The 14,227-nt window shown below is 70.3% G+C and carries 16 protein-coding genes; 12 read left to right on the forward strand and 4 right to left on the reverse strand.

Annotated elements, in window-relative coordinates; genetic code table 11:
- Positions 1 to 2: 2 nt before the first annotated feature.
- From IW248_RS05090 to iolB, 3 genes are all read left to right on the forward strand, one after another.
- Positions 3 to 680, forward strand: coding sequence for a hypothetical protein (locus tag IW248_RS05090; protein ID WP_196925887.1), 678 nt, complete (start codon positions 3 to 5; stop codon positions 678 to 680).
- A gap of 84 nt (positions 681 to 764) precedes the next feature.
- Complete coding sequence (locus IW248_RS05095) at positions 765 to 1,949, forward strand: glycoside hydrolase family 88 protein (RefSeq protein ID WP_196925888.1); 1,185 nt, start codon at positions 765 to 767, stop codon at positions 1,947 to 1,949.
- Between the two features lie 46 nt (positions 1,950 to 1,995).
- Complete coding sequence (gene iolB / locus IW248_RS05100) at positions 1,996 to 2,820, forward strand: 5-deoxy-glucuronate isomerase (protein WP_231396762.1); 825 nt, start codon at positions 1,996 to 1,998, stop codon at positions 2,818 to 2,820.
- A gap of 159 nt (positions 2,821 to 2,979) precedes the next feature.
- On the opposite strand, the gene IW248_RS05105 is transcribed toward iolB, so the two are convergent.
- Positions 2,980 to 3,462, reverse strand: a complete 483-nt coding sequence (locus tag IW248_RS05105; RefSeq protein ID WP_196925890.1) for an SRPBCC family protein — start codon at positions 3,460 to 3,462, stop codon at positions 2,980 to 2,982.
- Complete coding sequence (locus IW248_RS05110) at positions 3,459 to 3,806, reverse strand: ArsR/SmtB family transcription factor (protein ID WP_196930045.1); 348 nt, start codon at positions 3,804 to 3,806, stop codon at positions 3,459 to 3,461. Before IW248_RS05110 ends, IW248_RS05105 begins: the two co-directional genes overlap by 4 nt.
- 139 nt (positions 3,807 to 3,945) lie before the next feature.
- On the opposite strand from IW248_RS05110, the gene IW248_RS05115 reads away from it, so the two are divergent.
- The 7 genes from IW248_RS05115 (at position 3,946) to IW248_RS05145 (ending at position 10,939) form a co-directional block, all read left to right on the forward strand.
- A complete protein-coding gene (locus tag IW248_RS05115) occupies positions 3,946 to 4,575 on the forward strand; it encodes a fasciclin domain-containing protein (protein ID WP_196925891.1) in 630 nt (209 codons plus the stop codon).
- 2 nt (positions 4,576 to 4,577) lie between these two features.
- Positions 4,578 to 6,158, forward strand: coding sequence for a molybdopterin-dependent oxidoreductase (locus IW248_RS05120; RefSeq protein WP_443673276.1), 1,581 nt, complete (start codon positions 4,578 to 4,580; stop codon positions 6,156 to 6,158).
- A 139-nt stretch (positions 6,159 to 6,297) separates the two neighbouring features.
- Positions 6,298 to 7,086: a GVDTG sorting domain-containing protein gene (locus tag IW248_RS05125; RefSeq protein WP_196925893.1), complete on the forward strand. Its 789-nt coding sequence runs from the start codon at positions 6,298 to 6,300 to the stop codon at positions 7,084 to 7,086.
- Between the two features lie 13 nt (positions 7,087 to 7,099).
- Positions 7,100 to 7,789 (forward strand): class F sortase, encoded by a 690-nt coding sequence (locus IW248_RS05130; RefSeq protein ID WP_196925894.1) that lies wholly within the window; start codon positions 7,100 to 7,102, stop codon positions 7,787 to 7,789.
- A 59-nt stretch (positions 7,790 to 7,848) separates the two neighbouring features.
- Complete coding sequence (locus IW248_RS05135) at positions 7,849 to 8,466, forward strand: sigma-70 family RNA polymerase sigma factor (protein WP_124820988.1); 618 nt, start codon at positions 7,849 to 7,851, stop codon at positions 8,464 to 8,466.
- Entirely contained in the window at positions 8,463 to 9,191 is a 729-nt protein-coding gene (locus IW248_RS05140; RefSeq protein WP_196925895.1) for an anti-sigma factor, read from the forward strand. Before IW248_RS05135 ends, IW248_RS05140 begins: the two co-directional genes overlap by 4 nt.
- A gap of 83 nt (positions 9,192 to 9,274) precedes the next feature.
- The gene (locus IW248_RS05145; protein WP_196925896.1) at positions 9,275 to 10,939 is read left to right on the forward strand and encodes a serine/threonine-protein kinase; all 1,665 of its coding nucleotides are present in this window, start codon (positions 9,275 to 9,277) and stop codon (positions 10,937 to 10,939) included.
- Between the two features lie 21 nt (positions 10,940 to 10,960).
- Here the strand turns inward: IW248_RS05145 and IW248_RS05150 are convergent, their stop codons facing one another.
- Entirely contained in the window at positions 10,961 to 11,305 is a 345-nt protein-coding gene (locus IW248_RS05150; protein WP_196925897.1) for a hypothetical protein, read from the reverse strand.
- A gap of 227 nt (positions 11,306 to 11,532) precedes the next feature.
- Between IW248_RS05150 and IW248_RS05155 the strand changes: the two genes are divergently transcribed.
- Entirely contained in the window at positions 11,533 to 12,543 is a 1,011-nt protein-coding gene (locus IW248_RS05155) for a mechanosensitive ion channel family protein (RefSeq protein WP_196925898.1), read from the forward strand.
- Positions 12,544 to 12,656: 113 nt separating this feature from the next.
- The gene (locus IW248_RS05160) at positions 12,657 to 13,313 is read left to right on the forward strand and encodes a DUF1345 domain-containing protein (RefSeq protein ID WP_307787753.1); all 657 of its coding nucleotides are present in this window, start codon (positions 12,657 to 12,659) and stop codon (positions 13,311 to 13,313) included.
- 65 nt (positions 13,314 to 13,378) lie between these two features.
- On the opposite strand, the gene IW248_RS05165 is transcribed toward IW248_RS05160, so the two are convergent.
- The gene (locus IW248_RS05165; RefSeq protein ID WP_196925900.1) at positions 13,379 to 14,227 is read right to left on the reverse strand and encodes a hypothetical protein; all 849 of its coding nucleotides are present in this window, start codon (positions 14,225 to 14,227) and stop codon (positions 13,379 to 13,381) included.

Genomic DNA, 14,227 nt, shown 5'->3' on the forward strand with positions numbered 1-14,227 from the left:
CCATGCGTTCGCGCCACCACACCATCACCGCCGTCTTCGACGGGTTCTACGTCGCGCTCGTCACCAACCTGCTGCTGGTGCTCGGTTGCCTGCCACTGGTGACGCTCGCGTTCACCACCGACGCGGCGCGCTCCTGGCCGCTCTACGCGCTGACCGCACCGCTCTGCGCGCCCGGGCTCTGTGCGGCCTTCGCCGTCATGTCCGCCTACTCGGCCGGCGACACCGGCGGCGTCCTGCGCACCTACGGCCGCGCCTGGCGAGCCACCGCCCGGCCAGCGATGCTCTGGACGGCAGCGGCCATGACCGCCCTGGTGGTGCTCGCCGTCGACGCCCGCGCCGCATGGGGCCACCGGGTCGGAGCACTCGCCCTGCCGGTGCTGGCGACCCTGATCGTCCTCACCGTCGCGACCACGCTGCTCGGGTTGGTGACCCTCGCCGACCAACCCACCGCGCGGTTGCGTGAGCTGGCCCGTACCTGCGTGTATCTGGCGGTGCGCCGGTGGTACCTCACCGCCGTGTCCCTGCTCGTGCTCGTGCTGCTCGTCCAGCTCCTGGCGGCCCGCCCCGCGATCGCGCTCGGCCTCGCCGCCGCGCCGTTGCTCTACGTCGTCTGGGCCAACAGCCGCTTCACAGTGCGCGCCGCCCTCGACCCACCGACGGCCGCACCCCAGCGCACCTGACCACCACGTCCCGGCCACCGAGCCGGGACGCCGATGACACACCTGCCCGGCACCGGACCGGACCCACGAGGGAGAACAGCATCCATGACGGCGACCGACGTCCGTCCCAGCTCCGACGCAGAGGCCACGGCGGCCGCGGTGGCCGCCGCGATACGTACCGTCGACGCGAACATCGCCACCTTCGGCGACCGGTACCCCGCGGACACCACCGACGCCAACCGCTACCCGCTGCGACCACCGACCGCCGGCCAACCCGAGGGCGGCAACGTCGGCTGGACCACGAGCTTCTGGCCCGGTCAGCTCTGGTTGGCGCACGACCTGACCGGTGACGACCGCCACCTGCGGGCAGCACTGTCCCATGTGGGCAGCTTCGCGGATCGGGTGGACAGCGGCATCGACCTGGACACCCACGACCTCGGATTCCTCTACACCCTCTCCTGCGTCACCCCGGCCCGCCGTACCGGCGATCCGCGGGCCCGAGGCGCGGCTCTCGCCGCCGCAGACCACCTGATGACGCGCGTCCTCGAACCCGCCGGCATCATCCAGGCCTGGGGCGACCTGAACGACCCCCGCCAACGGGGCCGCACCATCATCGACAGCCTCATGAACACGCCGCTGCTCTTCTGGGCCAGCCAGACCACCGGCGACGACCGCTACGCCGCCGCGGCCCGCCGGCACACCGAGCAACTGCGCCAGCACATCCTGCGCCCGGACGGCACCACCTTCCACACCTTCTACTGGGATCCGGGCAGCGGTGTGCCACTGCGTGGCGAGACCGAACAGGGCCACGCCGACAACTCCTGCTGGGCCCGCGGACAGGCCTGGGGCATCTACGGTTTCAGCCTCAACCACCGGCACATCGGCGACCCCGCGCTGCTCGCCGCCGCGAAGACCTGCGCCGACCGTTTCCTCGCCCACCTGCCCGAGGACCACGTCGCGTACTGGGACCTGGAGTTCGGCGACGGCAGCGGCCAGGAGCGGGACAGCTCGGCCGCGGCCATCGCCGTCTGCGGCCTGCACGAACTCGCCGACAGCCTCACCGACCCGGCCAGCGCCGATCGGTACCGGACAGCCGCCGCCGAGATCCTGCGCTCGCTCATCGAGCGCTACTCCACCGGCGGCCATTCGGCCTCGAACGCGCTGCTCCTGCACGGCGTCTACGACAAACCCAAGGACGTCGGCGTCGACGAGGGAACCCTGTGGGGCGACTACTTCTACCTGGAAGCCCTCACCCGTGCCACGATCTCTGGCTGGACCAGCCCCTGGTAACAGCCAGGACCGACCCGCACCGCCCCGCATCCTCCGAAAGGTGACCATGGACTACCGCTACCACTGCGCCATTCCCGCCGCCGACGGCCGGAACACGCTGCCCTTCAACCCCTGCCGACTGCTGGACTTCACCCTGCTGCGGCTCTCGGCCGGCGAGTCCTGGACCGGCGTGTCCGGTGACCGGGAGATCCTGGCCGTCATCCTCGGCGGCACCGCCAACTTCACCGTCGCCGATCACCATTTCCCGCAGGTCGGCCAGCGTCCGGACGTCTTCTCCGGCAAGCCGCACTCCGTCTACATCCCGGCCGGCTCCTCGGTGACCGTCGAGGCCGTGACCGCCGTGGAGATAGCGCTACCGAGCGCGCCCAGCGACCTGGCCACCGACCCCTATGTCATCGCGCCGGAGCAGGTCGCGACCGGCAACTGGGGAGCGGCCAACTTCGGCCGCACCTACCACCAGATCCTCACCGAGGTCGCCCAACCGGAGCTGCCCGCCCGCCGGCTCATCGTCGGGGAGACCTACACGCCCTCGGGCAACTGGAGCACCTACCCGCCGCACCGGCACAAGGTCGATGACCTGCCCGCCGAGGCCGCACACGAGGAGATGTACTACTACCGCGTCAACCCGGCGGACGGGTTCGGCATCAGCCGGGTCTACACCGACGAGGGGTACGAGGAGAACGTCACCATCCGCGATCATGTGATGCAGATGATGCCCGAGGGGTACCACACGGTGGTCAGCGCACCCGGCTACACCACCTACTTCCTGTGGTTCCTGGCCGGTACACAACGTACCCAGGGCGCCCGCGAGGACGCCGACCTCGCCTGGGTGGGCCAGACCGTGCCGACCCTGCGCAGCCTGGGCCTCTAGGGCCTGTGTCAAAGCCCCGGACTCCGCCTCGGCTCGACCGAGGACCTCGACACAGGCCCTAGCGCAGCGACCCCGGTCGGGTAACCCGGTGGGAGGTGGCCCGTCGCGGCGGGCGCTTCCTACGGGCCGACCGGCGTCGTCGGCGTCGCGGTCCTCGCCTCAGTTGTCCTCGACGAACAGGTTGGCGTACCGGGCAAGGTAGAGCGGCCAGCCTTCGTCGTGGGCGACGCCGTCGCGGACCGCGGGCCAGCCGGGGCCGTGCCGGTCGAGGTTGCGGTGCTCCAACTCGACCCGAGTGCGCTCCGGGGTTTCGGCGATGAAGGTGACCTCGACCTCGCTGGTGTTGGCCAGGTCGCTCTCGACCTGCCAGGTCGGGCTGATGTCCCAGCTGAACACGACGCGTTTCGGGGGTTCGTAGGCCAGCACCCGGGCCCACCGGCACTCTTCGCCGTCGGCGCTGCGATCGTAGATGTGGCCGCCGACCTTCGGTTCGAAGACGGTCTCGGCGGTCCCGGCGCTGAGCAGGGTGTGCTCGCGCGGTTTGAAGTCGCCGAACCGTTCGGTGAACACGGTGAAGGCTCGCTCGATGGGTGCCTGCACGATGACGTGCCGGCGCACGACGACCTCGGCGGTTTCGGTCATGACTCCTCCTCGGTGGGTCTTTCGGCCGCGTCCTGAAAGCCTGTGAGGGCGCGGTTCCAGTACGTGTCGAGCTGGTCTCGAAGGGCGGCGACACCTGCCGGGTTGAGCCGGTAGACCCTGCGGGTGCCGGCGGCGCGGTCGGTGACGAGGCCGGCGTCTTTGAGCACTCTGAGGTGTTGGGAAACCGCTGGCCTGCTGATCGGCAGGACTTCGGCGAGTTCGCCGACGGCGCGGGGTCGTTCGGCCAGGCACGCGATGATGGCGCGCCTCGTGGGATCGCCGAGCGCGTCCCACCCATCATCAGCTTGGTAAGTCCCCACGAACGGTAAGCTACTACTTACCAAAGGCGGGGTCAACGTGCCCTGACCCGGCGCCCGTCATTGTCGCCGGCAAAGAATTCCGATCTTGTGCCCATCCGTCTGTGGGTCGGCCTCGAATGCCTCATGACAGCAGCAATCGAGTACAAGCATCTGAGGAGTTCGTATGAAGCGGCGCCTGTTTGCCACCGTCGGCGTGATCGCCGTGCTGGCCCTGTCCGCCTGCGGCGGTACCGACAGCGAGGACACCGCCAGCGGCATGCCGAGCACGTCCGCCAGCGCACCGATGGCCTCGGCCTCGCCGTCGATGATGATGTCGGGTCAGTTCGGCCCGGGATGTGCGGCCGTGCCGACCGATCCGTCCAACCCAGGAAGTTTCGACGCGATGACGAAGGTGCCGGTGGCCACCGCCGCGTCCGGCAATCCGCTGCTGTCGACGCTGGTGACGGCGGTGAAGAAGGCCAACCTGGTGGACTCGCTCAACGGCGCGCAGGGCGTGACGGTGTTCGCGCCGACCAACGACGCGTTTGCCAAGCTTCCGAAGGCGGACCTGGACAAGGTCCTGGCCGACGACGCCATGCTGAAGAAGATCCTGACCTACCACGTGGTGACGACCCAGTTGTCCCCGGACACCCTGGCCGGCACCCACAAGACGTTGCAGGGTGACGACGTCACGGTGACCGGCGGTGGTACCTCGTTCACCGTCAACGGCAGCTCCATGGTGGTCTGTGGGAACGTCTCGACGGCCAACGCCACCGTGTACATCGTTGACAGCGTCCTGATGCCCAAGAGCTGATGGTGTCCACCACCAACGAGCCCCGGCCGGCGACTCGCCGGCCGGGGCCGTCCCGGAGCGCGACCGCCGCCCGCGGCCTCCTCGTCGGCGTGCTGACCGCCGGGGTTGCCCTCGGCGTGGCGCATCTCGTCGCGGCGCTTGTCGATCCGGCCGCCGGCCCGGTGCTGGCAGTCGGTAGTGTCGCCGTCGACCTGGCGCCGCAACCGGTCAAGGCCTTCGCCATCCGCACCTTCGGCGCCAGCGACAAGATCGCCCTCCTCGCCGGCGTCTACGCCCTGCTGGCCCTGAGCGCGGTGGTGCTCGGCGCGCTAGCGATACGACGACGCCGCTACGGTCTCGCCGGCCTCGCGGTGTTCGCTGCTGTCGGTGTCGCCGCCGTCCTGTCCCGCCCGACCGCGACGCCGGTGGACGTCCTGCCGGTACTGGCGGGTGTCGGTGTGGGGATCGCCGCGATGCTGCTGTTGGTACGCGCGGCTCGGACGGTCACGGCCACGGAGTCGAGCCGGTCTCGGCTTCTCAACCGCCGCCAGTTCCTGGTCACGGCGGCGGGGACAGCGCTCGCCGCCGGCGCCACGGCAACCATCGGCCAGACTGTCGGTCGCCGCAGCGCGGTAGGCGCCCGTTCCCGCGCCGGCGTCCGCATACCGCCGCCGGCGCAACCCGCGCCGCCGCTACCCGGTGGCGTCACCGCCGGCGTGGACGGGGTCTCGCCGTTTCTCACAGCCAACCGGGACTTCTACCGGGTCGACACCGCCCTCACCGTCCCGCAGGTCGACGTGAAAACCTGGCGGCTGACCCTGGACGGAGCGGTTGACCGGCCCCGCACCTGGACATTCGACGACCTCCTCGCCCGCGGCGTGGTGGAGCGCGACATCACCCTCAACTGCGTCTCCAACGAGGTCGGCGGTCCCTACATCGGCACCGCCCGCTGGACAGGGGTCCCGCTGGCGCCGCTGCTACGCGAGGCGGGCATCCGCGCCGGGCAGAACCAGCTCGTCAGCCGTTCCGTGGAGGGCATGACCATCGGCACCCCGCTGGACGCGATCCTCGACGGCCGCGACGCGCTCCTGGCCGTGGCCATGAACGGCGAACCCCTGCCCCTGGAACACGGCTTCCCCGTTCGCATGCTCGTCCCCGGCCTCTACGGCTACGTCGGCGCCTGCAAGTGGCTCACCTCCCTGCAGGTGAGCACCTTCGACGCGTTCGATCCCTACTGGGTGCAGCGTGGGTGGGCCGCTGACGCACCGGTCAAGACCGCGTCCCGCATCGACACCCCGAAACCCTTCGCCCAACGGCGCGCCGGCCCTGTCATGATCGCCGGTGTCGCCTGGGCGCAACGTCGCGGGATCACCGCCGCCGAGGTGCAGATCGACGATGGGCCGTGGCGGCCGGCCCGCCTCGCCGATGGGCCCTCACCGGACCTGTGGCGGCAGTGGACCTACCGCTGGGACGCCACCCCCGGCAGCCACACCCTGCGCGTACGGGCCACCGACGCCACCGGCGCCACCCAGAACGGCCAACGCGCAGCGCCCTTCCCCGACGGCGCGACCGGCTGGCACAGCACCACAGTCACCATCACCTGACCTGCTGTGGTCCGACGGGTCACCGTCTGGGCCGAAAAAAAATCCGGGCCGGGACCAATCCGCTGGCCGGGAGGCGACGAATCCCTCACGACAACAGCTGAGCATCAACGCCGTACCCAGGCGGAGACGGAGATTCGTTGTGAAATTGTCCCGAGCCCTGCTTGCCGTGCCCGCGGCCGCGCTGATCCTCGCGTTCCCGGGCGTCGCCCACGCCGACGAGAGCGTGCAGGTCCAGTTGCAGGACCTCAACGAGACCGGCGCGACAGGCACCGCGACGTTGACCGCGACGAGCGGCGGTGACCTCAAGGTCATGATCCGGTCGAAGGGCATGACGCCGAACTCGCCGCACGCCCAGCACGTGCACGGCGCGGCCAACGGTATGGACTTCCACTGCCCGGACAAGTCCGCCGACGCGAACGGCAACGGTTACGTCAGCACCGAAGAGGGCCTCAAGATGTACGGGGACATCTTCATCTCGTTGACCACCACCGGAGACACCACAAAGGCCAGCGGCCTGGCGGTGGACCGGATGCCGACGGCCGACGCGAAGGGCAACCTCAGTTACGAGCGCACCATCCCCGCCGCTGACCTGCCCAAGGGCACGATCGAGCACCTGAAGGACCTGCACCTCGTGCAGCACGGCATCGACGCCAACAAGAACGGCAAGTACGACATGGAAGCGCTCGGGGAGTCGACGTTCGCCAAGTCCGTCGGCGTCAACGACATCCCCGCCGAGGCCACCGACCCCGCGACGTGCGGCATGGTCAGCGGCGCGGCCGCCGGCTCCGTACCCGCAGGGGGTGTCGCCACCGGCGACGGCAGCACCTCCGGCGGATCGCCGATGATGATGTACGCCGTGGGTGGCCTCGCGCTGCTCGGCGCAGCCGGTGCGGTCGTCGCGCGCCGCCGGCTCGCCGGCGAGCGCTGAGCCGGAGGCAGTCGTGCTGGACACCGGCGACGCACCAGTGCCGGCCGACCGTCGCCGGGGGCGCCACGCGCTCCCGGCGGCGGCCGGCATCCTCACCGTGACGGCGGCCCTGACGATCGGTCTCGCCGTCGCCGGTCGCGGGGGAGACCCACCCCGACCCGACGCGTCCGCTGCGGCATCGGCCGCGAACGCGTCTGCTGTCCCGGCGACCGGGCCGGGCGAATTGACCTCGGGACCGCTGATGGCCGGCTCGCCGCCGACGCGGGTGTCGATCCCGTCGCTGAAGGCCACCGCCGCGATCGTCGCCCTCGGCCTAGAGGCGGACGGTGCGATGCAGGTTCCGGACAGCGCCACCGACGTGGGCTGGTTCACCAAGGCGCCGACGCCCGGCGCTCTCGGCCCGGCCGTGCTCGCCGGGCACGTCAACTGGAAGGGCCGCCGCGGGACGTTCTTCGACCTGGGCACGCTGCCCGTCGGCGCCGGGATCACCGTCGACCGGCAGGACGGCAGCACCGCGATGTTCACCGTCAGCAAGGTCGAGCAGTATCCCAAGGACCGCTTTCCCACAGCTGAGGTGTACGGGGCGACCGACCACGCGGCGCTACGCCTGATCACCTGCGGCGGCGAGTTCGACGACACCACCCAGCACTACCGCGACAATGTCATCGTCTACGCGCGCCTTGCCCACGCTCATCCCGCCTGAGCACCGAGTACACCGCGGCACACCGAACCGTCGCCAGCACAGGAGAGGACAGGCCGAGAATGAGCGGTGACCCGGAACAGGCACGGCGGTTGCGTTCGGTGCCGCCGGACACGGCGACCCCACCGAACGCCGACGAGTTGCTGCCGCGAGTGGCGCGCGGTGACGAGGCGGCGTTCGCCACGCTGTACGACGCCATGGCGGGCAGGGTCCTCGGGCTGGCCCGGCGGGTCGTACGCGATCCGGCGCAGGCGGAGGAGGTGACGCAGGAGGTGATGGTCGAGGTGTGGCGCACCGCCGGCCGCTTCGACGCCGGCCGCGGCTCCGCCTCGGCGTGGATCCTCACCATGGCGCACCGCCGCGCCGTGGACCGGGTGCGCTCCGAACAGGCCCACACCAACCGGGTCCTGCAGGTCGCCGCGACCGAGCAACACGTTCCCTACGACGAGGTGGTCGAGGATGTCACCGCCCGCCTGGAGCGGGAACAGGTCCGCCGGTGCCTGGACCGGTTGACCCCGGTGCAGCGAGAGTCGGTGACCCTGGCCTACTACGGCGGTCACACCTACCGAGAGGTCGCCGAAAAGTTGCAGACACCGCTGCCGACGGTGAAGACGCGGATGCGCGACGGATTGATCCGGATGCGCGACTGCCTGGGCATCGAAATGGGGGGACGGGCATGAGTGCCGATGTGCACACCCTCGCTGGCGCCTACGTCCTGGACGCGGTTGACGACGTCGAGAGGGCCGCGTTCGAGCGGCACCTGGCCGAGTGCGAGCCGTGTCGCGACGAGGTGGCCGAGTTGCGGGAGACCGTCGCGCGGCTCGCCGACGAGACCGACGTCGAGGCGACCCCGGCGGCGTTGCGGGAGCGGACCCTCGCCCAGGTGGCCCGGACTCCCCAGTTGCGCGTCAGCGCTGCGGGCGCCGGTGGCGGACGGCGGGCAGGCAGGTGGCGACAGCTCACCGTGGCTGCCGCCGCGGCCGTGCTCCTGGCCGGCGGCGCGAGCGCGGTGACCTGGACCGTCAGCAACGATCGGATCAGCGACGAGCAGGCCAGCAGCGCTCAGGCTCGGCAGATCGCCGCCGTTCTGGACGCCCCGGACGCCCGGGTGTTCGAGCGGCCGTTGCAGCCCGGCGGCGCCGCCACAGTGGTGGTCTCCCGTGACCGCGATCGCGGTGTGGTGCTGCTGCGCGACCTGCCCGCGCCCGGTGCCGGGCGGATCTACGAGCTCTGGCTCATCCGTGGCAGCGAGCCCCGCAAGGTGGGACAGCTCGCCGAGGGGGACCGGGCGTCGACCATGGTCATCGGCCCGGTCGCCGACGCGGGCACGTTCGGGGTGTCCAACGAGCCCGTCGGTGGCTCCGTCACCCCCACTCAGATCCTGGGTACCGTCAAGCTGAGCTGAGCACAGCCGGGCCGGCACACCCGCGGCCGGCCCGGTCCGTCACCTCCACCCATCCGGACGGCGGACCGCTCCGAATCACTCACATGGATGACGAGTTGCTCGCCGGCCGGTACCGCAGGCTCCTGCTGATGGGGGACACCGCGACCCCGGGACGCGTCTGGCTGGCCCGCGACGAGGTGCTCGACCGGCACGTCGCGCTCAGGCAGATCGCCCTGCCGGGGTGGGTGAGCGACGCCGAGCGGTCCCGGCTACGGGACAGAACGCTCGGGGAGGTACGCGGCCTGGCCGGCCTGGATCATTCGGGCGTGGTCGGGGTGTGGGACGTGCTGAGCACCAACGGATACCTGTGGCTCGTCATGGAGCACGTACCCTCCCGGTCCCTGTCCGAAGTGGTTGCCACCGACGGTCCGCTGGCACCGGCCGAGGTGGCGCGGGTCGGGCTGCACCTGATTGCCGCACTGAGTGCCGCCCACGCGGTGGGAGTGATGCATCGGGAGGTCCGGCCGCACAACGTACTGCTCGCCGACGATGGGCGGGTCATGCTGGGCGGATTCGGTCTGTCGATCTTCGACGCCCGGGATCCGGCGACCGTCACGACGGCGACCCTGTCGGCGATCCAGTACGTCGCACCGGAGTGTGCACGCGACGGGAGGTCCACCCCCGCCACCGACCTGTGGGCCCTCGGCGCGACGCTCTACCTGGCCGCGGAGGGCCGCCCGCCGTGGGATCGGCCCTCGACCCTGGCCATGCTTGCCGCCCTGGCCACCGAGGCGCCGGACCGGATGACCGTCCGGCCGCTCGAACCCGTGATCACCGGGCTCCTGCTGCGCAACCCCCGCCAACGGCTGACCGCCCAGGAGGCCCGCGACCAGTTGGAGCAGATGGCCGCGGCGACCATACCCATCCAGCCCGTGCCGACGCCCCGTGCGCGCCGCTGGCGGGCTGTGCGCGCCACGTCCCGCCGTCGGCCGCGGACCGTGCCGCCGACGGCCCCGATCGCCGCGGACGCGGCCAACACCATGGTCATTCCGGTTCTGGCGCCAACCGCCCGCGATCGGACGACCGGCTGGGTGTTCGCCGGCGCCGTGACGGGCCTGCTGGCGGTCGTGGTCGTCGTCGGCACGGCAACCGGCGCCGTCATCGGCGGCCTGCGCGGCCAGGACAGCCCTCCGGCGGCCGAACCGGGCGGCGCGGCGGCCGGCGCGGTGGAGTCGACGGCGGCGACGCCGGCCCACCCTTGCCTGGACGATGCCGCCTCCGGTACGGCCGAGCCGCTGCATGAGCCCGGTGTGCGGCCGCCGTACGCCCTACCGAACGGGTGGGCGTGGCACCAGGACCCCGCCGGCTTTCTGGTGGCGGTGCCCGACGGATGGACCCGGCACACCGAGGGCGCACTGGTGTGCTTCCGCGACCCCGCCGAGGTGCGGGCCATCGCCGTCGACCCCGCCGCCACAGCCTCCTCCGTACCGTCGCAGCGGTGGGAGGCCGCGGAGCGCGACGCGCTGAACACCGGGGCGCTGGCCGGCTACCAGAAGGTCAGCATCGGGCCGGTCATCCGCCCGGGCGGCGCCGCGGAGTGGGAGTACACCTGCGACCAGGCCGGCGGTGAGCGGCTGCACGTCCGCCGGCTGTTGGTCAACGAGGACAAGATCCGCGCTTACAGCCTGTCCTGGATCACCCAGGACAGCCAGTGGAACGAGACCGAGACTTTCCAACGACTAGCCCTGGCAAGCTTCCGCCGAGACTGACGCTCTCCCGTTCAGATCGCGTCACCAGGCCCAGGTGCCGGGGCTGGTGTTGGTTACCAGAACGCCGATGCCGTAGTCGCTGATAATCACGGCGGCGTAGCGGTCTTTGTCGTACACGTTGAGCTTGTACTGCTCGCCCTTTTCCGACCATTGCCAGTAGTCGTTCTTGCCGGACTGCGGCGAGAAGGACTGCAACTGCGACATGGTGGCGGGCGCCAAGCCGTCGACGTCCAGGCTCTCGGACCTGCTGCCGCCGGTCCAGGTGACGTTTCCGGTCAGTGTCTCGCTGGAAATGTTGACAACAAAGAAGTCGAACGACCCGCCGCCTGGCATGGAGCCTTTGTCCGCACCCTCAGATTCTTTCAAGGTCTCAATCCCCCGACTCGGACCCGGCGTCGACCGGCCGGGATGAGGTCAGAATAAGGCGGCAAAAGTGTCCTCGGGGCGAAATCGGATGCGCCGCAGGGCCGCTGGCCGTCAGCGGTTGTTTGCCATCTTCGCCGCCCATCACCAAGTGGGATGGCACCCTGGGCACGTGGACTGGGCAGGGAGCCCGGGGAAGCTGGCGTCGGGATTACGGTGAGCGGCCTCTGATGCGTACCGCGTTGATCGTAGTAGCCACGCTGGCGGCGGCGGTGGTCGTGGACCTGATCTCCGGCGTGCTGGTCCGCCGCGTAGCCCGTGGCCGTTACCAGTGGCTACTGGAGCCGATGCGGCGCGCCTGCCGCCGCCCGGCGGCGGCGGTCCTGCTGGTCGGGGCGCTGAACTACGCGCTGCCGTTGAGACCGACCGGATGGCAGGGTCATCTGCGGCACGCGGTCCTGGTGGCCCTGGTCGTGTCCGGGGCATGGTTGGTGATCAAGGCGTTGCACGTCGCCGAGGCTGTCGCGTTCAGCCGACTGCGGGATGACGCGGTCGCCAGTCGGCGGGTCCGGCGGGCTCGCACCCAGATCCGCCCCGTGCGGCGGCTCACCGTCGCCGTGGTCACGATCGTCGCCATCGGCCTGATCCTGATCACCTTCCGGCCGGTACGCCTCTTCGGCGTCTCCGTGTTGACGTCGGCGGGAGTGGTCGGCGCGTTGATCGGCCTGTCCGCCCGTACCGCGCTCGGCAACGCGTTCGCCGGTGTCCAAGTCGCCTTCGCCGACGGTCTGCATGTCGGCGACGTGCTGGTGGTCGACGGCGAATGGGGCCGGGTCGAGGAGGTGAAGCTGACAAACGTGGTGATCCGGCTCTGGGACGAGCGGATGCTCATCCTGCCGACCACGTACTTCACCGAGCGGCCGTTTCAGAACTGGACCCGGAACGAGTCCCGGGTCGTCGGTAAAGTCCAGATTCATGTCGACCACACCGCCGACCTGGACGACCTGCGCCGGGAGGCACGCCGGATAGTCGAGTCCTCGCCGCTGTGGGATCGCGACCAGTGGGTGCTCCAGATGGTCGACTCCACCCCGCAGACGGTGGTCATCGAGGTGCAGGCCTCGGCCGCCGACGGCGCCAGCGCCTGGGACCTGCGCTGCGACCTGCGCGAGGGGCTGGTGGGGTACCTGCGCGACCACCATCCCCAGTGGCTGCCCCGCACCCGCGGTCAGTATCAGCCCTGAACCGGCGGGTCCGTTGGGAGTCCAGCGGGTTCTCGCCAGGATATTCACGACCTGATCCGGTAATCGCTTCGGGTATTCCCTACATGATCCGTTCGAACTGGAACGCTGATCAAGTGGAGCAGCATTCGGGACGGCCGGCGCGGGGACGACTGCTGTCGGTCAGGCGTGCCCTGTGGTCGTTAGCCGTCGGTGTCGTCGCAGGGGCCGCCACCGCGCTGATCGGTGCGCCGGAGTTGACGCCGCTGGTGATCTGGACGTTCGCGGCGGGGGCGATCCTCGTCTGGGTGTGGCGGGCCTGCTGGTCGGCGAGCCCAAGGCGTACCGAGCAGCTTGCCGAGGCGGAGCAGCAATCCAGTTCCACCGATGCGGCGATCCTGATCGCGTCCGCCATCAGCCTCGCCGCCGTGGCCGAGGCGCTCGTCCGCGCCTCGAACCAGCAGGACATGGTGGCTGTCACGCTGGTGATCCTCAGCGTCGTCGCGGTGGTCCTGGCGTGGGCGCTGGTGAATACGGTCTTCGCGTTCAAGTACGCCCGGCTGTACTACCGCGACGATGGCGGCATCGACTTCAAGCGGGAAGAGCCGCCGGCGTACTCCGACTTCGCGTACATAGCCTTCACGGTCGGCATGTCCTACGCCCCGGGCGAGAACGAACCGACAAGCAACCGCGTGCGCCGGGTCGCGCTCGGGCACGCGCTGCTCTCCTACACCTTCGGAACTGGCATTCTGGCCGTCGCCGTCAACCTGGTCACCAACCTGGGCCAATCGTGACCCCGCCGAGGATGCAGTGGCGTGACGTGGCCAGCTGCTATGCCACCACCAACGGCAGACGTCGGTCAGCCCTGCGGCTGCTGCCCCTGCGGCCCTGCTAGCCGCGTCGTGACCTGCCTCAGCGGCCGATTGCTGTGGACTGTCTTCTTCATCCGTTGCCACGCCGCTCGGGCCGGAGACCCGCCCAGCGCGGTGCCGAGACCCTCCACAGCGCCGCCAGCCGCCGTCCCTTTGTTCTGGGCCAGTTGCTGGGTGGTCTGCCCGAGCTGCTGCGTCGCCTGTCCGAGTTGTTGACCGAGCTGCTGGGTGGCCTGCTGCAGCGTCTGCGACAGCGGCCCATTGGGTCCCAGCGCTTCCTGCGCTGTCTGCCCGACCTGGTTCACCGCCGTGTCCACCGTCTTCACCAACGACTCGATGATCTGAGGGTTGCGCTCGATTGTGCGGAGGGCGCTGTCGAGAATGCCCCGGAGCTCGTCGAGTCGCACCTCGAGCATCGCCTCTGCCTCGACGCCCCTGATGTCGATCTTCACCGTGCCCAGATGCGCCTGTACGCCCACGTCGAGCTGGAGCAGGCTGCCCAGCCGGGCTCGCAGGGAAACAGAGGCGTCCAGATTGTCGACCTCGACATTGATCTGTTCGACCTTGATCTGCGGAATCTGGAGGACGACGTCCGGGTCCGACATCGTCTTGCTGCTGTGCCCGCCAGCCGGCTGAGGAAGACCGCGCTCACCACTCTTCGGGACGACAGGGCGTCCGCCGGGCTTGGCACCGGTTGGCCCGCCAGCTGCACCGCCGTTCTGGCCCCGGCGGGCGGATTCCGCGCCTTCCTCGGCGTCGCGCTGCTGATCAACCTGCTCACGCGGTTGCGCGGGCGACTCCCGTGCGCCCGGGTCCCGGCTCTCCGGTTCGGTCAT

Source organism: Micromonospora ureilytica (genome assembly GCF_015751765.1).
In the GTDB taxonomy this organism is placed as follows: domain Bacteria; phylum Actinomycetota; class Actinomycetes; order Mycobacteriales; family Micromonosporaceae; genus Micromonospora; species Micromonospora ureilytica.

Coding starts and splice junctions, on each gene's coding strand:
- IW248_RS05105 (WP_196925890.1), bottom strand. CDS start 3,462: ATGACCGAAACCGCCGAGGTCGTCGTGCGCCGGCACGTCATCGTGCAG.
- IW248_RS05095 (WP_196925888.1), top strand. CDS start 765: ATGACGGCGACCGACGTCCGTCCCAGCTCCGACGCAGAGGCCACGGCG.
- IW248_RS05165 (WP_196925900.1), bottom strand. CDS start 14,227: ATGACCGAACCGGAGAGCCGGGACCCGGGCGCACGGGAGTCGCCCGCG.
- IW248_RS05140 (WP_196925895.1), top strand. CDS start 8,463: ATGAGTGCCGATGTGCACACCCTCGCTGGCGCCTACGTCCTGGACGCG.
- IW248_RS05090 (WP_196925887.1), top strand. CDS start 3: ATGCGTTCGCGCCACCACACCATCACCGCCGTCTTCGACGGGTTCTAC.
- IW248_RS05155 (WP_196925898.1), top strand. CDS start 11,533: ATGCGTACCGCGTTGATCGTAGTAGCCACGCTGGCGGCGGCGGTGGTC.
- IW248_RS05115 (WP_196925891.1), top strand. CDS start 3,946: ATGAAGCGGCGCCTGTTTGCCACCGTCGGCGTGATCGCCGTGCTGGCC.
- iolB (WP_231396762.1), top strand. CDS start 1,996: ATGGACTACCGCTACCACTGCGCCATTCCCGCCGCCGACGGCCGGAAC.
- IW248_RS05135 (WP_124820988.1), top strand. CDS start 7,849: ATGAGCGGTGACCCGGAACAGGCACGGCGGTTGCGTTCGGTGCCGCCG.
- IW248_RS05145 (WP_196925896.1), top strand. CDS start 9,275: ATGGATGACGAGTTGCTCGCCGGCCGGTACCGCAGGCTCCTGCTGATG.